The following is an 18,593-nucleotide window of genomic DNA, read 5'->3' as shown; positions in this document are numbered from 1 at the left end:
TTAACACTCCCAGCTATTTTGTTTAGCTGGTTTGCATGTTTGTCTTTAATGCGTAACTTGAGTGTTTTCATGAGGTTATAGTTAGCTGAATGTAAAACTGTTATGGATTTAAACGCGCTACTGGTATAAATTTTACTTGCGTGCTGCGTTCCCAGAGGCTGCGCAAAATTCATCCCAGTAGCACTATGACATTTTTAGAGTGTATCGACTATAGTTTATACTGATATTCTCTTTTATTCCATATTGGTCTACTTAGTAGAAAATGACTTAAGACGTGGTAGATACGTTGTCTTTAATTTGCATGTGCAGTTGCTCTTTGTCGCTAAGTATCGACGGGCAGTTTTCACCAAACAAGCTCTTGATGACCTTGAAGTTATCTTTGCTGATGTGTGCAACAAGTTTGAAGCCGAGCTTGTGGCGTTTGATGGTGAGGATGACTATGTGCATTTGCTGGTAAATTATCCGCCAGTATATCGAACAGCAAAATATGCCACACTAAACAGCTTTCTTTGCGCAAGCATAACTACTTAAGTTGCCTTATAGCCACCCCCTGAAGTGGGTGGTTTTACGGCAACGCTGGATAATTGTCTGCTGTTTGTTTTAGCTGTTATCGCAGTCGCAGGGTCGCGCCTAAGATTGTGGTCGAATTTTTATGAGGAATTTAGCGTCATGATGCGTATTGGATTGTTTTTATTAACCAACTTAGCGGTGATCGTAGTATTTAGCATCGTGTTTGGGATTTTGTCCCGATTTTTTGGGGTTGGTGGCGTACATAGCGCAGGCGGGATAAACTATGCCAGCCTAGCCATTATGTGCGGTGTCTACGGCATGGTCGGGTCGATGGTGTCGCTATTTATCTCCAAATGGATGGCAAAAAGATCAACGGGAACGGTGGTCATTGAGGCACCAAGCAATGCCACTGAGCAATGGCTGATAGATACGGTCGCCAAACAAGCGCGCGCGGTCAATATCGATATGCCTGAAGTGGGTATTTTTAACAACTCGCAGCCCAATGCGTTTGCCACAGGCTGGAATAAAAATAAAGCGCTGGTTGCCGTCTCATCGGGTCTACTCCAGAGTATGACTGCAGATGAAGTAGAAGCGGTATTGGCGCATGAGATTGGTCATGTGGCCAATGGCGATATGGTCACACTTGCGCTCATTCAAGGGGTGATAAACGCCTTTGTGATGTTCTTTGCGCGTATTATCGGTAATTTCGTCGATCGCACTGTATTTAAAAATGAAGGCGATGGCCCTGGTATTGGCTACTTTGTCACCAGTATTGTGATGGATATCTTGCTAGGATTTTTGGCATCTGCCATCGTTATGTGGTTCTCACGCCTGCGCGAGTTTCGTGCTGATGAGATGGGCGCCAAACTTGCCAGCCGTGACAAGATGATCAGCGCACTGGATGCCCTGCGTCCTGCTGAGCAGCGTCCAGACCAGATGCCTGAGAGCATGAAAGCCTTTGCTATCGCGTCTGGGCAGTCTACAGGCTTTAGTATTGCAAACCTTTTCCGCTCACACCCAACACTGGATGACCGTATTGCGGCGCTGAGAAAGTACAATCCTAGTGAAGCGTAAGCCATTGCTCTAAAACGACAGATAATAGTAGATATCAGTATCAGCGCTGCTACTATCTTGTAAAATCAAGCATAAAAAAAGCCTATCTTTAAAAGATAGGCTTTCTATTAAATAAACTTACTGACTAAATATCGAACTCTAATGCTCTATCACCATTGGCGTCTTGAATACGGGTTGGCAAGCCAATCTTATTGAGTAGATTGATAAATGGCTTGGCATCCAGCTCTTCGACATTGACCATCTTGCCCGTGTCCCATTCGCCAGTGGCGACGAGCATGGCAGCAGCGACAGGTGGTACGCCTGCGGTATAAGAGATACCTTGGCTACCAACTTCATTGTAGGCGTCTTTATGGTCTGAGACATTATAAATAAATACCTCAGTATCGACGCCATTGATTTTACCTTTAACCTTATCACCGATGCAGGTCTTGCCGGTATAGTTTGGCGCAAGCGAGCTTGGGTCTGGTAGTACCGCTTTGACCACCTTTAGCGGAATCACTTCTTGGCCTTCAGCGGTCGTGACTGGCTGCTCAGACAATAGACCTAGGTTTTGGAGCACGGTAAAGACATTAATATAATGCTCGCCAAAGCCCATCCAAAAACGAATGTTTGGCACGTCTAGGTTGGCTGATAAAGAATGAATCTCGTCATGTCCACTCAAGTAGCTGTTTTGCTCGCCAACGACTGGCAAATCGTCGGTACGCTTGACTTCAAACATCTTATTCGACTGCCATTTGCTGTCCTGCCAAGAGTACACCGTACCGGTAAACTCACGGAAATTAATCTCAGGGTCGAAGTTGGTGGCAAAGTACTTACCGTGGCTACCCGCATTGATATCGATAATGTCGATATCGGTCACTGAACCTTTATCCATCATGTCATAGCCCAGACGTGCGTAGGCATTGACCACACCCGGATCAAACCCTGCACCCAAAATCGCCGTGATATTATTGTCGGCGCAGCGCTGCTTGCGTTGCCACTCGTAGTTGTCATACCATGGCGGCGTTTCACAAATCTTGCGTGGATCTTCATGGATAGCGGTGTCAATATAAGCCGCGCCCGTCTCAATACAAGCTTCTAACACCGTCATATTGATAAATGCCGAGCCGACATTGATTAGGATTTGAATACCGGTATCGTTGATAAGATCAACGACAGCCTGGCTGTCCATGGCATCGACTTGATGGGTATGCAAGACTGCCGCTTGTTTAAAGCTGCCTTTGTCTTTGACGCTTTTAGCGATAGCATCACACTTATCTTTGGTACGTGAGGCAATATGAATCTCGCCCAGCACGTCGTTGTGCATCGCACATTTATGCGCGACCACTTGCGCGACACCGCCTGCGCCAATGATGAGTACGTTTTTTTTACTAGCTTTGGTTTGATTTGTGTTCAATGAACAATCCTCCTTTGTGTCCCTGCCGATACCATCGATACTGGCTATGCAAAGCAGAAACGAGTGAATGATATGCGTGAATTAAAAAGGAAGACCGAGGAAAACCCACGCACCCGTCGAACAAAGCGCCCTTTTTGTAGGCGCTTTGTTCGACGCGATTATAACAATTTTTATTCGGTTGTCGATAAAAATAATGTAGAAAGAACCAATGAATTTAAAGTTTAAACCCTTACCCTTAAGTCTTTGTTTTTGATGACTTAACTTTAACAACGAAGCCTGCTACTAAGACAAGCTGGCTTTGTAATCTTGATAATCAAATTCGCGCTGCACATCAATACTGCCATCTAGACGTCGAATCACAATCGCTGGCATATTAACACCATTAAACCAGTTTTTCTTAACCATGGTATAGCCTGCTGCATTACCAAACGCAACGGTGTCGCCCACTTGCAGCTCATGCGCCAAAGCATACTCGCCAAAGATATCGCCTGCCAAACAGGAGCGTCCATAGATAATAGTATTGTCAACAGCCTCTTGTTGCGCCTGATCGACAGCCATCACCTCCACTGACTCTGCATTGACAGAAGTGATTGACGCAGACTCGCGATAAATCAGCAAATCAAGCATATGCGCCTCGATCGAGGCGTCGACGACGGCGAGGTTTTTGTCATTGTGCATGGTATCCAGCACTGTCGTAACCAGCGTGCCAGCGCCATGAATACTCGCCTCACCTGGCTCAAGATAGACTTGGACGCCGTATTTTTCACTAAAGCCTTTTAGTCTGTCGGCTAATTTTTCTAGCGGATAACTAGGTGCGATAAAGTGAATACCGCCGCCCAAACTCACCCACTCTAGCTGCGCTAAAATATCACCAAACCTGTCTTCGATATCAGCCAAGCTTGCGCTAAACGCCTCAAAGCAATCGTTTTCACAGTTGTTATGAATCATGACCCCTGTGATATCACCAAGCACCGCTGCAATCTTATCTTTGTCATGCTCACCAAGACGGCTAAAAGGACGGGCAGGATCAGCGATGATAAACGACGAATTACTGGTTTTTGGGTTTAAGCGTAGCCCGACTGGAATGTCCTGTGCATGCGCTTTATCTTTAAAGGCATGCAACTGCGAGATGGAGTTAAAAATAATCTTGTCCGCGTAGCTTAATACTTCGTCGATTTCATCCAAGCTATAGGCGACACTATAGGCATGGGTTTCTTTTTTATCACTGTTATTGGCATCACGGTTATTACCAAAAGTCTCATAGCCCAAACGCACTTCATTGAGTGACGATGAAGTCGTACCATGCAAATAAGGCTGCATCACATCAAACACGCTCCACGTGGCAAAACACTTGAGCGCAAGCAAAGCCTTGGCACCAGACAACTCACACAGACGTGCGATAATCTGCATATTGGCAACGATTGCCGTTTCATCGAGCAAATAATAAGGCGTAGGTAGAGAGGATAAATCAGAGGTTATTACAGTGTTTTCGACATTCATAAGTGGTTACCTAATCGCTGCGGTTGGCATCATGACAGATATAAATAATTGCGCTATAGTAGACTAAATTCACTATAATTAGAATATCTTATGTCATTATCAACCGATTATTCCAGTGCAGCGAGCCAAGCCAATTTATCTCAGCTTGAACCAAAAAATATCAATTTAGCGCATCTGGATGCCGATGCGCGGGCGGTTTTAGATTTTTGGTTTGATAAAGACAATGAGGCGTATTGGTTTGAAAAAAACGATGCCTTTGATCAAAAAATAAGAGAAAAATTTGGTAGGATTTGGCAAGCCGCCAAACAAGGCGAATGTGTCACCTGGCGTATCGCCAACGCCGCAGCAGATAGCAACAGCTCCATCACTGCTCTAGCAGGACGCTTGGCTGAGATTATTGTGCTCGATCAGTTTTCGCGCAATCTGTACCGCGGGCAAGCCAATGCCTTTGCACAAGATGGCATGGCACTGGTATTGGCGCAAGAAGCCATTCAACAACCACATTTCGACACCCTCCCCGCGCAGTGGCGAAAATTTATGATTATGCCATTTATGCACTCTGAATCTTTGATGATTCATGAGCGCTACTTGCCGCTCTTTGAGCAGTTAGATGACGCGATGACACTCGACTTTGAGCACCGTCATAAAGATATTATCAAGCAGTTTGGCCGCTATCCGCACCGTAACGACATATTGGACCGAGAGTCGACAGCGGCAGAAGAAGCCTTTTTAGAACAACCAAACTCATCGTTCTAAGTCTTTTCGCTTCTTAGAAGAAGGGCTGGATCAGCAATTTGATTCAGCCCTTTTTTTATGGCGCGGCGTTCGACAAAGCATCCCCTAGTAGTTCACTTCACCTGTGGTAAAACTAAACGACTGCTGCTGTAAGATTTTATTATCAATCAACACCTCATAGCTGACACGATATTCAGTATTGCCATAGAGTCCGCACTGCTGGCTTTGATCTTGCCGGCGTGCAATCTCACAGCTTTTTAAATCATCGGTCATCGGCAAGATAAAGGCTTCATTCGCTGGCAGGGCATATACTGTGTTTTTGTACGGGTCTTGACGATAATCCAGCAGCTCAATAGGCACCTCTATATTGCGCTGGGTATCATAAAATTTGACATTACTAACCTCAATCGTCTCAGCCGATGGTACGTTAATATAGATAGGCTGCCCGATGGGGTTTATGCGCAAATCGCGGCCCGTATGCTTCACAGGGTCTGGTGTCTCATTATATAATGCCGTCGCCGTGCCGCTCACTCCCTGACAAGGATAGGTAAAGATACCAGCGACCGTGCGATCTTGGGTTGCCTTTGTGGCTGAGGCATGAGTGACCAAGACATAGCCTTGGCTATTGCGACTTGTGCGGCCATAGGGCTGATAAGTGACCACGCTTGTACCAGTTAGGCTGGATTTGGGTACCATCAAAGAGCGCAAATGATAAGGCGCGGCCAACAGAGATTTGGCCATCAACCCTGCTACCACCTCGGCAGCGGCCAACTCCCCCACTGAGCTATAGTAGATAGAATGGGCAATGTTTTCTGTAGCACTATATCTAGCGTTTTGATAGTCAGCGGCCAATAGGCGATCTGAAAAGTCACGACCCTTAAAAAACGGATTGTTACTACCTGTCACTTCCGCGATGTCTGTCATCTCACTTTCATAATGAGGGTTAAATACTGTTGGTGAGCTGTTGGCAAATACATATCTGATATAGTTGGCATGATCGATAGCAATATCATCTAATGCAGGATCAACAGACAAACCTCTAAGGCCGCAGCTGGTACGCGCCAGACTAAAGGTATTACTGGCTGTCAAAGCCGCTTTTGCGTTATGAGAGAGCGCGCTGCTGTTGATTAGTGCTTGGCTACCCTCGTCGGCTTGATCGATTTTTTCTTTATTAACAGGCTTAGTGCTAGAATGGCTATCACGATTACTAGCGTCGCCGCCACCGCCACAAGCGCTCAAAAAAAGCGTTAAAAAAAACGCCGTCGCAAGATTCATTGATGATGTATTAAAAGGCATTTTTTATCCTATCAGTCGCCGCTCATATATAGATCAATACAATCGCTACGAAGCGTCAACATATTGACCTTAATCATTGATAGCACAGCGATTATTCGATTGTATCTATATTGTAATACAGTCAATGAACTTTTGCTCATTATTTTTATCAGTAATAAAAATAAAAAAGTATACCTCATCAAATAAAATCATTAAAACTTACAAAACGTAAATTAATTACCTTAGAATCGCCTAAAAAATACTCGCTGTCAGTGTTATGGTTGAATGTGTAACACGCCCTAACATAACCAGCATAGTCGGCGTTTAGCATTCGCTCTCCAGCGCCTTTCTTATAGGGGCAAAGCTGCGCCTATGCTCTGGTAACACGCCAAGCGTCGCAACGGCTTCCATATGAGCGCGCGTTGGATAGCCTTTGTGTTTGGCGATGCCATATTCAGGATATTGCGCATCTAATTCATACATGGCCTTATCACGGCTCACCTTTGCCAATATACTGGCCGCGGCGATACTGGTATGACGGCCATCGCCCTTGACCCATGCTTGACAGTCGAGCATAGCGGGTGCTATACCTGCCTTGGCAAGCTTACTAACGTCTAAATCAGGGCAGCGATTGCCATCGACTAGCACTTCGATAGAGCGATAACCGACAGCGGTCAAATGGGCGGCAACTGCTTGTAGCAGCTCCTCGGTACACAAACGCATACCGAGCATCGTCGCCTGCAAAATATTGATTTGGTCGATGACGGCGGCTGGTATCTCCGCGATGATATACCCAGCCGCATACTGCTGCACCAAGGGGTAGAGCCTGTCACGCTTTTTTTCACTCAACTGCTTGGAGTCGGTCAATACAGACAGCGGGGTATCCTTTAGCGGCTGCGCTTCTATGAGCCCCGACCACGCGGCAGGTAGTAGCGCCGCGGCGACATTGACAGAGCCTAGCAAAGGGCCGCGGCCAGCTTCATCGACACCTATCTGTAGTGGCAAGACCGCGTCCTTTGTCGTCTGCCCATATTGGCTTTGTAGCTCCGAGGTATGTAGTTGACCAGACAAATGGATGGGGGCGGCTAGTTGAATATACTGACCTTTGATATCGACTTGCTCAATACGTATATCAATTGGTATCAAAGGCTGGGCACTACTAGATGGGTTACTCATAACACTGCTATATCTTTTTTTGAGGGGTGAAAGTTGGACTTGGTGACATTGCCTTTAGCATTGTTCTTAGTATCGTTTTTAGCATGATTTTTAGTATTTTGTCATAACAGTGCTGCCATACGGCACAAATGACATGTGTTATTGCTGATGGTTTTGCTTATACCATTGCTCGATGACGCTGTTTGCCGGCTCATGGTTGCTCTGCTGCTGTAATAGCTGTTTGGTGGTAAGCAGATCGCTCATTTGCTCGGCATAGGCGCGTGGCTGTAATAAACGCATCACCGTACGGCAGATATTGTCCCCACTCGCCTGCTCTTGTATCAGTTCAGGCACTATCGCGGCATCTGCTAGGATATTGGGCAACGCCACATAAGGCACTTTTACCAGACGCTTGGCGATCTGATAGGTCAGCTGATTTAACTGATAAATCACCACCATCGGTCGCTCAAGCAGCATCGCCTCTAGTGTCGCGGTGCCTGAGGCTAGCATCACCACATCGGCTGCTGCCATCGCTTGCTGACTAAAGGCTGGCTGGCTATCATCGTAGACCACCACAATAGCGGCGCGCAGCTGCTCTGAGCGTTTATCGATGACATCCTGCACGATATATTGATGGTTTTGATCCACAGTAGGGATGATAAAACACAGTTTTGGGTCCAGTAATATCAATTTTTGAATACCATCGAGCATCAAAGGCAAGATGGCGGTAATCTCCCCGCGCCGCGACCCTGGCATTACACAAATGAGCTGACTGACTTCATCAAAACGATCAATAAAAAACTGCTGTAAGCCATCATTGTGCCAGACCAGCTCACTGCGGCGCTGATTGATAGGTGTCGTGAGCAGCCCTTGATCTATGGTGCGTAACAGCGGATGACCGACACAGATTGCTGGGTGGTTATGACGCTCATAGACTGGCAACTCAAACGGAAACAAGCACAGTACCAAATCGGTGGCTGCTTTGATATTATGGATACGCGACTCACGCCATGCCCAAATAGAAGGGCTGACATACTGAACACAAAAAACCCCTTTGGGCTTTAGTTTTTTTGCGACCCGCAGATTAAAATCAGGCGCATCGATACCAATAAACCAGTCGATAGCAGCGTTTTGAAACGCTACTAATAACTCACGGCGTGCCTTTAGCAAATCTGGCAGTTGTGCCATCACTTCGACCAGCCCCATAACAGCCAATCGCTCTAATGCAAAGATGCTTTGTAATCCTTGTGCTTGCATCTTGGCGCCGCCGACACCGACCCAAACAATATCATCGCGCAGATTGTTCATCTGCTGCATAAAGTCGGCACCCAAGCTATCACCTGACACCTCACCTGCGACGATACCGATGACCAGTGGGCCCGCGTTTGACTCAGATACCACAAGCTCAGCCGTGCTTTGACTCTCAAGCGTCTGTACCGCTGCGTCTGGCGTCACACCAAGGGAGTGGTTAAGGGTAGCAAAATCTGTCATGACAAGCTCTCGATATGAAGATGATAAAGGTACGATAAAAGCAATTATAAAATATAACATATGTCAGTGGCCATAAGGCCTGATAACGCTAATAACGATGCTCATTGACGCTGCCATCATACGTGACGACGGCCAAAATAGCTAAATTGACTCACAAAAACCACGCGCCGCCTGTTTTTATATCCAACGCAGGCGTCACAATGATAACTGGATTTTGGCTTCCTCATTCCAGTTATCAGTTAATTAACTATATGATTACCCTTGTCAACCAGCGCTTTTGTCCGCATAATGAATATCCCTATAAATCAGCTAGACGATATATAACCATGACAACACCAGTTACCCATAATGCAGATATTGACGACGTGAATATTGAAAAATTCATTCCTTTGATCACTCCCGCTGAGCTAAAAGCTGAGCTGCCTTTGTCAGACAAAGCTTATAATACCGTCCTAAAAGGTCGCAACACTATCCAAGATATCTTGGACGGTAAAGACAAGCGCTTGTTTGTGGTCGTCGGCCCCTGCTCTATTCACGATATTAAAGCCGCTCACGAATACGCCGATCGTTTGGCGGTATTGGCAAAAGAGATCGAAGATAGCATATTTGTGGTGATGCGTGTCTATTTTGAAAAACCCCGTACAACGGTGGGCTGGAAAGGCATGATCAACGACCCTGACATGAATGACAGCTTTGATATCGAAAAAGGCTTACGTACGGCGCGTAAGCTTTTGTTAGATCTCAACGAAAAAGGCTTGCCGTGTGCCACCGAGGCCTTGGACCCAAATACGCCGCAATACATGCAGGATTTGATCAGCTGGTCAGCCATTGGTGCGCGTACCACTGAAAGCCAGACACACCGTGAGATGAGCTCAGGTTTGTCTTGTCCAGTGGGTTTCAAAAACGGCACCGACGGCGGAATGACAGTCGCGGTCAACGCCATGCAAGCGGTCAAAGAAGGCCATAGTTTCTTAGGTCTATCAGCAGATGGCAAAGTCTCTATCATCAAATCAAAAGGCAACCCTTACGCTCACGTGGTATTGCGCGGTGGTAATGGCAAACCAAACTATGATGAAACGGCTGTAGCACAAGCCGAAAACGCGCTGGCCAAAGGCAAAGCCAGTGGCAAAATCATGATTGACTCAAGCCATGCCAATTCAGGTAAAGACCCATATCTACAACCAATGGTCATCACGAACGTCGCCGAACAAATCCAAAACGGCAACAAATCCATCATCGGTATGATGATCGAAAGTCACCTTAAAGGCGGCAATCAAAAGCTGACCGCCGACTTAAGCCAGCTTGAGTATGGCAAATCTATCACCGACGGCTGCTTGGATTGGGACAGTACGGTCACAGCTCTATACAAGCTGCGTGATATGGTCAAAGACGTCTTGCCAAATCGCTAACTCTCAATGCAAAGAGCTATCGTCTAGCTAGCACGCCCAGCATTGATACTGTGATACGCTAAAAAAAACCCGCCCGATACGCATATCGGGCGGGCTTTTTATGATAGTCAGTTGAAAATAAAACTGTTATATAAATTTAAACGCGCTTTTTAGAGTGCATCGACTATATCCTATCCTACTCACCTGCAGACCCAAGCACACTCTCTAAACTCTCAAGTACATGCTTAGACGATACCTGCTTTTGTAACTCAAGCAGCTGCTCGTGCGCCATCTGACGGCGCGGCTCAGCCAAAGTGTTCCAGCGCGCCAGCACTTGTAATAAGCGCGATGCCAATACTGGATTGGCAGTATCCAGCTTTTTGATGACACCGGTATAGATATCCAGTCCATCAGCTGTCCAGAGTACGGTAGGCTGCGATGCAAAGGCACCGACGACCGAGCGGACACGGTTGGGCGTATTCCAATCAAAGTCCTTATGGGTAAGCAATGCAGTGATGGCGTCAGGGGTGACCGTATCGGCAGACGCCTGCACACTAAACCACAAGTCAATGACCAAATCATTGTCTTGGAAGCGCTCATAAAAATCTGCTAGATAGTCATCAGCTTTTGCCAGTTGATGATTGACCATCACCTTTAACGCGCCAAAACGCTCTGTCATACAGCTGGCATTGTCATATTGCTGCTGCGCCCATTCAGCAGCCCCATCAACGTTGGCGGTCACTGCCATATCGAGTACCACATTACGCAGCGCACGTCTGCCGCGAGCATCAGCACTGTCTTGATACGCCTGTATGGGTAGCTGCTTATAAAGCTTTGCCCACTCATCTTTTAATGCCAAAGCCAGCTGTTGATATAAACCTTCGCGCTGCGCTTTGATCGCCTCTGGGTCATAGTCCTGCGGTATGGCAGAAGCCAGCTCCTGCGCGGATGGAATATCCAGTAAGCGTGCCGCCAGCATCGCATCCTCGGCGGCAAGCACAGGCAATGTCTGCGCCAATGCATGCAGATAAATATCTGGGCTACTTTTCTCGCCTTTGTTTTGTAGCAAGATACGATTGACCAGCATCTGCGTCACTTGCCAGCGGTTAAAACCATTGGTCTCGTGCTCAAGTAAAAACGCCAAATCAGCATCTTGATAAGCATAGTTGAGCTGCACAGGGGCACTAAAATCACGTAATAGCGATACCACAGGCTCGCTAGTCACATTTTCAAAGACGAAGGCTTGTGTTTCTTGATCAAGCAGCAACATACGCTCGGCGACGATATTGCCAGCATTTCGATCAAACAGTGCCGTCGCTACAGGTATCGGCAGAGGCTTTGGCGCATCAAAACCTGCGACATGGCGAGTTTTTTGACTCAACGTAATGGTCAAAGTCTGCGTGTCGCTGTCATAGTCTTGGTGCCCTGTCACCACAGGCGTACCAGGCTGGCGATACCAGTCGATAAAGTCCTCAATCTTGCTATCGGTAATACTGAGCGCAGATAAGAAGTCCTCCACCGTCACCGCTTGCCCATCATAACGGCGAAAATACTCATCTGTCCCTTTTCGGAAGTTGACTGGCCCTAGCGTATTGGCAATCATACGCACGATTTCAGCGCCTTTTTCATAGACAGTCGTCGTATAAAAATTATTAATCTCAACAAAACTCTCAGGGCGCACAGGATGCGCAAGCGGCCCTGCATCCTCAGCAAACTGATGCGCGCGTAAGGTGGCCACATCATCGATACGCTGTACCGCGCTTGATTGCTGATCGGCAGAAAACGACTGATCACGGTACACCGTAAGGCCTTCTTTTAGACACAGCTGAAACCAATCACGGCAGGTAATGCGGTTGCCCGTCCAGTTATGAAAATACTCGTGGGCGATGATAGATTTGACACTAAAACTGCGCGCATCTGTAGTCGTCTCAGGACTAGATAGCACGCAAGCGGTATTAAAGATATTTAGGCCTTTGTTTTCCATCGCGCCCATATTAAATTGACTGACAGCGACGATCATATAACGGTCTAAATCATAAGCGCGGCCATAGTTGATCTCGTCCCAGCGCATGGCGTCTTTTAGCGCCTGCATACCGACATCGCACTTATCGATATCGGCAGACTTGGCATAAAGCTCAAGCGTCACCTCGCGCCCTTCACTGGTGGTGTATGAATCCGTCAAGACATCCAAATCAGCGATGACGCAAGCAAACAAATAGCTTGGCTTGTTGGTTGGGTCATGCCAGATGGCATAATGACGGTCTGGTGTACCACTGACGTCGCCCGCCTCTACCAAATTACCATTGGCCAGCAGCGTTGGATAACGTTTATCCGCCTCCAAGCGCGTAGTAAATACCGCCAGCACATCAGGACGATCTGGATAAAAAGTGATCTTACGAAACCCCTCAGGCTCGCACTGAGTGACAAACATGGTATCGTCGCCACTGCCCGCCATATATAACCCCTCAAGCGCTGTGTTGGTCTGCGGACAGATGCGCACTTGTATCTCTAAAGTAACGTCATCAGGGGCATCTGCTATCGTCAGTTTACCTGCCCTATGTTGATAGCGCTCGGAGGGCAATGACTCGCCGTTCATAGTGATTGCCAGTAGCGCCAAATCCTCACCAAATAGCACAAGATCCCCTGCACTTTGGCGCACCATCTGTAGCGTGCTAGCTACCTGCGCGTGGTCTTCATATAGCTTGATATCCAAATCGACCGTTTCGACAGCAAAGCTTGGCTTTTGATAGTCTTTTAGATTGATTTTGCTGGGTGCTTGCGGTGGCACATCAGGCATTTCAGGGTTGATAATTTGGGTATCTGTTTCAGCAGTAGACATGGGGGTTCCTATTGTTATTTATAAAAAATACGTGTAATTAAAATTCCTAGCGCTTCCTAGGGCGTGTCTTTATTTCAAAAATGGTGATAAAAATGAGATAAATTGCGGTCAAACAAGGAAAATAGCGCCGTTAATATCGGGATATAAACCCGCTATTTGACGGTGGTTGGCAAAATTTAGCCATTTTTAGCCCATTTAGATAACTATCGAGTGAATTGAAGACACGCCCTAACCTTAACACCTAAAAGCCCTGTGTTAGATTTTAAGTTTTTTACGTGGTTTAGCTGTTTATTTTTTAGCTACATTGGCCTAAATCACCAAATTTCAAGAGCAGATCCCTAGATTGTGGCGCTGATAATCCGTGGCTTATAGTCAAATTTAAATAAGTCAGTCAGATAGCTGGCTTTGGTAAAAATAGTAAGTTTAGTCGTCAGGCCTCAATTTTACATTGGATAATGCATACCAAAATGATTTAATAAAGGCACTGACGATTACCATTTGAGAAACGGCCTATCATATGACAAAGCAATCCACGCGTCGCGCAGAGGTGACGCTACCTTTATTAATAGCTTATATCGATGCGCTATTGCCCACTCTAGCACAGGCAACTGATGCGCAGACAAACACTCAATCAGACAGCAAAAGCACCAAACATAAAATTGACGATAAGCCCGAGCTACTGCCCGATCTATTGTGGGTAACCGAAGACAAAAACACGCTAGCGTTATTAAATACCGCGCTTACCAACCATGCTGCTTTTCAAGCCAGCGATACCACACAGCTCGCTGACAAACTTGCCTCATCGACCTTACTGGCGCTCAACCAACAGCCAGTATCTGAGCGGTATGAGCTGGTGTGTTTTTGGCTGCCGACGCTATCAGCAGAGCAGCTACAGCAGTATATCCCATTACTCATGCGCTATCGCGACCTATACGCCGCCCATCTACTCATCGCCCTTGAGCACAATATCGACTTACAACCCTACGGATTTACCCCGTTTGATATATTACAGACTTCTACTTTGACAGAAGATACCGACCTATCAGGAGCCGATATGACCCAGATGCCTGCCGCCGCCCATGCTCTTGGGTCAGCGACACTGTGGCAATTTAATCTGTATGACTACAAACAGCTGCCTAACTGGCTCAATGCCGACTACTGGGCAAACCCTGAAAACTGGGACAAGCACCGCTGGTAGTTTGTTTTTCTGCATCGATATCAGAGCATTTATCAAAACGGCTATATATATTACAAAACGAGCATATCTGATTGTAAATTCTCGAGTTATTTACAGTAATACTACTTACATAAAGTAACACTGAATATATGATAAATGGCAATTGCCTGAGTTTTATCGAAGCAGTTTACAACAACAATGTTAATTAAAAATTTTAGGAGCTCACCATGTCAATTCGTTTTTCTAAGCTTGCAGTTCTCGCTGTATTGTCAAGCGCTATCGCAATCACTACAGGCTGTGCGACCAAACGCGCCACCTCTGAAGTTGTGGTTGCCCCGCTAGGTATCCCAGGCGGTCAAACGGGCTATAATGGTGCCGTCATCGTAGACAACGCCAGTACCGTCGTCACTGGCGCAGACAACCTGCAAGCCGTTGTTTACTTTGCCTTCGATAGCAGCGAAATCACCGCACAAGCGGCCAATGTACTCAATCAACACGCAAGCTTGCTACGCTCAAACCCAGCCGCTGGCGTAGTGATTGCTGGTCATACCGATGAGCGTGGTAGCCGCGAGTATAACATGGCGCTAGGCGAGCGCCGCGCCCAAGCAGCGCGTGACTATCTGGCCGCTCAAGGTGTCGCGGTCAATAATATCCGCATCATCAGCTACGGTGAAGAGCGCCCTGCCGCCGCTGGCACCACCGAGGCTGCCTATGCGCAAAACCGCCGCGCGGAGCTGTCTTATTAAGACAAATCCCGTACGCTCGTATTACCAATCGTCAGCGTAATACTAAAAAGGCCCAGCAATATCACGTTGCTGGGCTTTATACTTCCTACTCCTACATAAAACCTGCGGCTACACCTATGCCCTTATACTTGACACAAACTCATATTGTGAGGCTTGGGCCTGCGACATGGTGTGCCACCGCCCGTGTCAACGCCCTTGCCCATAAGCATATCGATGAACCACCCTATCTAAGCCGATACGACCTAAACACCCATATAGATGATACCCAGCAATGGCAGTATTGCCGTGCGTCTGCAGACATATCAGCACCTGATCGGGCGCAGCAGCAGCGCCAACTACAGCGGCAAGGCGTACGGCTGTTGTTACAACAGCTACTCACCAAGCTACAGATAGACGACACCTTAGATGAGTCAGCCTTTCCTTATCAGCTTGCTCGTAGCAAATACTACGTATGCTTTAGCCATACAGGCGCAAAAAATACAGACGATACTGATAATAGCAATACTCAACCAACGAGCTGTCTAGACAATCAGGTGGCCGTCATTCTCAGCCAGCATCGTCCTGCTGGCATCGATATAGAAGCAAATGAGGTAGCTTGGCAGGTGGTTCGGCGTTTTTATGCTGATAAAGAAAAGGCGGTATTGCAACGACTGCCTGCATGGCAGCGTGATGCGATCGCAAAGCGGCTATGGCAAATAAAAGAAAGCTATATCAAGGTATATCAATACACCCTCGCGCAAGGGCTGGGTATCGACTACGCTTATCTGATTGAGGATTTGATATACAGCGTGATAGACGGCCATCATCTGATGACTGTGATGGATAAAAAAACAGGGTACCGTATCGCCATCATTCCTAGGCAGCATATTGTAATTGTGTTTTGATGAGGATATCTAGCCAACATCTAAGGCGTAACATGTCCTCCATCTAATCGCTAGCATATTACTACTTGTTATTACTCAGCGCACAAAAAAACGACCCTAATAAATAGGATCGTTTTTTATTTATTTCATAACAGCCAGTAGACTGTGATTAAATTAGAAGCGGTAAGTTGCACCGACTTTTACGATTGGCATCCACTCTAAGTAGTCTTTATCTTCTAGCTCTTGCTCAGCACGTTTTGCAACGTCATCAGGAGATAAACCAGCTACAACAGTACCCCCAGTGTTACCGCCATCATCTACACGTACTGGCCCTGTTTTGCTTGCAGTTACAGTAGCATCCGTGCTACCCATATACGCAGCACCGATTTCACCGAAGAGGCCAAAATTATTGGTAATATTTGGACGGAAACCGATAGTTGCATAAGGGGCTAATTTGTTACGATGCTCCATAGTACCTTGTAAAGTACCTACGTCATCTGCGTTATATGATACGTCGTTAATTTTATATACACCGCCTTCTGGGTTAGCAGTTACGTCGATATCGTTATCCGGTACGATGATACCAGCACCCATAGTGAACCAGTTGCCAGTAGGACGTAATTGTACGCCTAGGTATGGGTTACTAAAATCAGCATCTACATCATAGTTTACATCGTTTGCATCAAAGTCCCCGCCAAATAAGTCAGCAACATCACCACCTGCCCAACCGGCTTGTAGTTCAGTTTTTTCATTCAAACCCCAAGCGATATTGGCACCATAACCTAGTGTACCAACTTCAGCACTGACAGCGGCTGGGTTGATAGCTGTTTGGAAGAAAGTCTTAGTACCACCAGCGACAGCGCCAGTGGTGTTACGTACCACACCAGCATCAGCATTGTATGCATAAGCAGGTTCGGCTTCATAAGCGACAGCGACTGGCTCTGCTTCATATGCGACAGCTGTATTGTCATCAACAACGACAACTGGCTCGGCCGCTAGTGCAGCAGTTGAAGCCAAAACGGCAGCAGAAATTGCTGTTAGTTTAATAAGTTTCATAAATACTCTCCTAAAGTGTGGAATAACTCGCCCAAAAAAAATGACAATTTAGTTCTTTTTAAATCCATCATTTTATTGAGCAGATTAAAACAATTTTGGCTCAAAAAGTCACCCCTACAGACGCGCTTTTTATTTGCCATTATGTAAAGATTGCATAGGTATTGTAATAATTGCTACATCAACCGGCAAAACTTCGACTTTCTGTTACACAACGCTCTCAAAGTGATCCAACAGCGTAGACATGATTTTTAAGTGACTTAATACTCATGTAAGGATATTACAAAATATGTCATTATCATCGCTTACTGACGTCTCAGCTTCAATAACAGTTATATAGCTTATTACTACAGATTGTTGTGTTTTGTGAATTGACGTATCTAGGGGTGTTTTTGGACAAAAAAATCAGTTAGGAAAATAAACGACATAAATGTCTTGTTATACCACGACTAACGTTTGTCTAAGCGTTATATTGTGCTAAATTAGAGACAGTAATAAATCAGTTACAAAGCCTCAGGTTTATGATTTTTTGTTATAATTATTAACGCGTTGCAAGCGACTGCGCTTTCTCCTTTTTTATTATTATCGAGCCATTTATATGCCTAAAGTATCGTCGATTACCCGTGTGTTAGAGATTATAGAAGCGGTGTCTTATGCTTCTAAGCCGCTCTCTCCACTTGAGCTATCGCAAGAGCTGGACATTCCAAAACCGACCATTCATCGTTTGATTCAAAATCTGGTGGATGAGGGGTTTGTCACCGTTGATATCGGCGGCGGCATCATACCTGGCAAGCGAGTGCGCAATTTGAGCGTTGAGCTGTGGCAGCAGCGCCAGTTTTTTAATGAGCGGCAGATGATTTTGCATAAGCTGGTCGAGGAGATCGAAGAGACTTGCGGGATTGCGATTCCTTATCACATGAATATGCTCTATACCAACCGCGCGCAGACCTCACTACCTTTGCAGATTTATCTGCCTGTGGGCGTCAAGTCTCCGATGTGGTGTACAGCAACGGGTAAACTGTATCTGAGCCAGCTCTCCACCACCAGCCGTAACAAGATATTGAAAGGCTTGCCTTTGGATAAATTTACCAAAAACACCATCACAGATATCGATGCGCTCAATCAAGAACTGGATAAAATCGCTGAGACAGGGGTCGGTATCGACAACGAAGAGTTTATCTCGGAGATGGTGGCGGTGTCTGTGCCTGTATTAGATAAGAAGTCACGTTATCTGGCCTCTTTGTACTTGCATGCGCCGACCATACGCGTGTCATTAGACGAGCTGATGACGCATGTGCCGCGCCTGCAGACAGCCGCTCAGGATATTCAGACTTTGGTCTATGAGTTACAAAACTAAGCAGAATTTTATAACCAAAAGGTCTGCGCTATCA

The 18,593-nt window shown here is 46.3% G+C and carries 14 protein-coding genes and 2 pseudogenes; 8 read left to right on the top strand and 8 right to left on the bottom strand.

Annotation, left to right across the window (positions count from 1 at the left end):
• Positions 1-71, bottom strand: a pseudogene (locus tag JFC05_RS12805) (transposase); the annotation flags it as partial.
• Between the two features lie 172 nt (positions 72-243).
• Between JFC05_RS12805 and tnpA the strand changes: the two are divergent.
• Positions 244-504 (top strand): annotated as a pseudogene (gene tnpA, locus JFC05_RS10955) (IS200/IS605 family transposase); the annotation flags it as partial.
• A gap of 165 nt (positions 505-669) precedes the next feature.
• Positions 670-1,584, top strand: a complete 915-nt coding sequence (gene htpX, locus JFC05_RS10950; protein WP_198336906.1) for a protease HtpX — start codon at positions 670-672, stop codon at positions 1,582-1,584.
• 124 nt (positions 1,585-1,708) lie between these two features.
• Here htpX and JFC05_RS10945 read toward each other — a convergent pair whose 3' ends face one another.
• Complete coding sequence (locus tag JFC05_RS10945) at positions 1,709-2,980, bottom strand: saccharopine dehydrogenase family protein (protein ID WP_198336905.1); 1,272 nt, start codon at positions 2,978-2,980, stop codon at positions 1,709-1,711.
• A 282-nt stretch (positions 2,981-3,262) separates the two neighbouring features.
• Entirely contained in the window at positions 3,263-4,480 is a 1,218-nt protein-coding gene (gene nspC / locus JFC05_RS10940) for a carboxynorspermidine decarboxylase (protein WP_198336904.1), read from the bottom strand.
• Between the two features lie 90 nt (positions 4,481-4,570).
• On the opposite strand from nspC, the gene JFC05_RS10935 reads away from it, so the two are divergent.
• Positions 4,571-5,236 (top strand): DUF924 family protein, encoded by a 666-nt coding sequence (locus JFC05_RS10935; RefSeq protein WP_198336903.1) that lies wholly within the window; start codon positions 4,571-4,573, stop codon positions 5,234-5,236.
• 84 nt (positions 5,237-5,320) lie between these two features.
• On the opposite strand, the gene JFC05_RS10930 is transcribed toward JFC05_RS10935, so the two are convergent.
• From JFC05_RS10930 to lpxB, 3 genes are all read right to left on the bottom strand, one after another.
• On the bottom strand, positions 5,321-6,511 hold the full coding sequence (locus JFC05_RS10930; RefSeq protein WP_198336902.1) for a CAP domain-containing protein: 1,191 nt from the start codon (positions 6,509-6,511) through the stop codon (positions 5,321-5,323).
• A 303-nt stretch (positions 6,512-6,814) separates the two neighbouring features.
• Positions 6,815-7,666, bottom strand: a complete 852-nt coding sequence (locus JFC05_RS10925; protein ID WP_198336901.1) for a ribonuclease HII — start codon at positions 7,664-7,666, stop codon at positions 6,815-6,817.
• Between the two features lie 138 nt (positions 7,667-7,804).
• On the bottom strand, positions 7,805-9,136 hold the full coding sequence (gene lpxB / locus JFC05_RS10920) for a lipid-A-disaccharide synthase (RefSeq protein WP_227697532.1): 1,332 nt from the start codon (positions 9,134-9,136) through the stop codon (positions 7,805-7,807).
• Positions 9,137-9,462: 326 nt separating this feature from the next.
• On the opposite strand from lpxB, the gene JFC05_RS10915 reads away from it, so the two are divergent.
• Positions 9,463-10,545, top strand: a complete 1,083-nt coding sequence (locus tag JFC05_RS10915; RefSeq protein WP_198336900.1) for a 3-deoxy-7-phosphoheptulonate synthase — start codon at positions 9,463-9,465, stop codon at positions 10,543-10,545.
• Positions 10,546-10,720: 175 nt separating this feature from the next.
• Here JFC05_RS10915 and pepN read toward each other — a convergent pair whose 3' ends face one another.
• On the bottom strand, positions 10,721-13,363 hold the full coding sequence (gene pepN, locus JFC05_RS10910; RefSeq protein WP_198336899.1) for an aminopeptidase N: 2,643 nt from the start codon (positions 13,361-13,363) through the stop codon (positions 10,721-10,723).
• 517 nt (positions 13,364-13,880) lie between these two features.
• On the opposite strand from pepN, the gene JFC05_RS10905 reads away from it, so the two are divergent.
• From JFC05_RS10905 to JFC05_RS10895, 3 genes are all read left to right on the top strand, one after another.
• Complete coding sequence (locus JFC05_RS10905) at positions 13,881-14,561, top strand: DUF6231 family protein (protein ID WP_198336898.1); 681 nt, start codon at positions 13,881-13,883, stop codon at positions 14,559-14,561.
• A gap of 206 nt (positions 14,562-14,767) precedes the next feature.
• Positions 14,768-15,286 (top strand): peptidoglycan-associated lipoprotein Pal, encoded by a 519-nt coding sequence (gene pal, locus JFC05_RS10900; protein ID WP_075100966.1) that lies wholly within the window; start codon positions 14,768-14,770, stop codon positions 15,284-15,286.
• Positions 15,287-15,402: 116 nt separating this feature from the next.
• Complete coding sequence (locus JFC05_RS10895) at positions 15,403-16,170, top strand: 4'-phosphopantetheinyl transferase family protein (protein WP_198336896.1); 768 nt, start codon at positions 15,403-15,405, stop codon at positions 16,168-16,170.
• A gap of 153 nt (positions 16,171-16,323) precedes the next feature.
• On the opposite strand, the gene JFC05_RS10890 is transcribed toward JFC05_RS10895, so the two are convergent.
• On the bottom strand, positions 16,324-17,205 hold the full coding sequence (locus JFC05_RS10890; RefSeq protein ID WP_198336894.1) for a hypothetical protein: 882 nt from the start codon (positions 17,203-17,205) through the stop codon (positions 16,324-16,326).
• Positions 17,206-17,800: 595 nt separating this feature from the next.
• Here JFC05_RS10890 and JFC05_RS10885 point away from each other — a divergent pair.
• The gene (locus tag JFC05_RS10885; protein ID WP_198336892.1) at positions 17,801-18,559 is read left to right on the top strand and encodes an IclR family transcriptional regulator; all 759 of its coding nucleotides are present in this window, start codon (positions 17,801-17,803) and stop codon (positions 18,557-18,559) included.
• Positions 18,560-18,593: the final 34 nt, after the last annotated feature.

The sequence above is a fragment of the Psychrobacter celer genome (assembly GCF_016107555.1).
GTDB lineage: Bacteria > Pseudomonadota > Gammaproteobacteria > Pseudomonadales > Moraxellaceae > Psychrobacter > Psychrobacter celer.
Note: the sequence above shows the minus strand (reverse complement) of the source record. Positions and strands in the feature narration are given on the sequence as shown.

Coding starts and splice junctions, on each gene's coding strand:
- htpX (WP_198336906.1), top strand. CDS start 670: ATGATGCGTATTGGATTGTTTTTATTAACCAACTTAGCGGTGATCGTA.
- nspC (WP_198336904.1), bottom strand. CDS start 4,480: ATGAATGTCGAAAACACTGTAATAACCTCTGATTTATCCTCTCTACCT.
- JFC05_RS10935 (WP_198336903.1), top strand. CDS start 4,571: ATGTCATTATCAACCGATTATTCCAGTGCAGCGAGCCAAGCCAATTTA.
- JFC05_RS10930 (WP_198336902.1), bottom strand. CDS start 6,511: ATGCCTTTTAATACATCATCAATGAATCTTGCGACGGCGTTTTTTTTA.
- JFC05_RS10925 (WP_198336901.1), bottom strand. CDS start 7,666: ATGAGTAACCCATCTAGTAGTGCCCAGCCTTTGATACCAATTGATATA.
- lpxB (WP_227697532.1), bottom strand. CDS start 9,136: ATGACAGATTTTGCTACCCTTAACCACTCCCTTGGTGTGACGCCAGAC.
- JFC05_RS10915 (WP_198336900.1), top strand. CDS start 9,463: ATGACAACACCAGTTACCCATAATGCAGATATTGACGACGTGAATATT.
- pepN (WP_198336899.1), bottom strand. CDS start 13,363: ATGTCTACTGCTGAAACAGATACCCAAATTATCAACCCTGAAATGCCT.
- JFC05_RS10905 (WP_198336898.1), top strand. CDS start 13,881: ATGACAAAGCAATCCACGCGTCGCGCAGAGGTGACGCTACCTTTATTA.
- pal (WP_075100966.1), top strand. CDS start 14,768: ATGTCAATTCGTTTTTCTAAGCTTGCAGTTCTCGCTGTATTGTCAAGC.
- JFC05_RS10895 (WP_198336896.1), top strand. CDS start 15,403: ATGCCCTTATACTTGACACAAACTCATATTGTGAGGCTTGGGCCTGCG.
- JFC05_RS10890 (WP_198336894.1), bottom strand. CDS start 17,205: ATGAAACTTATTAAACTAACAGCAATTTCTGCTGCCGTTTTGGCTTCA.
- JFC05_RS10885 (WP_198336892.1), top strand. CDS start 17,801: ATGCCTAAAGTATCGTCGATTACCCGTGTGTTAGAGATTATAGAAGCG.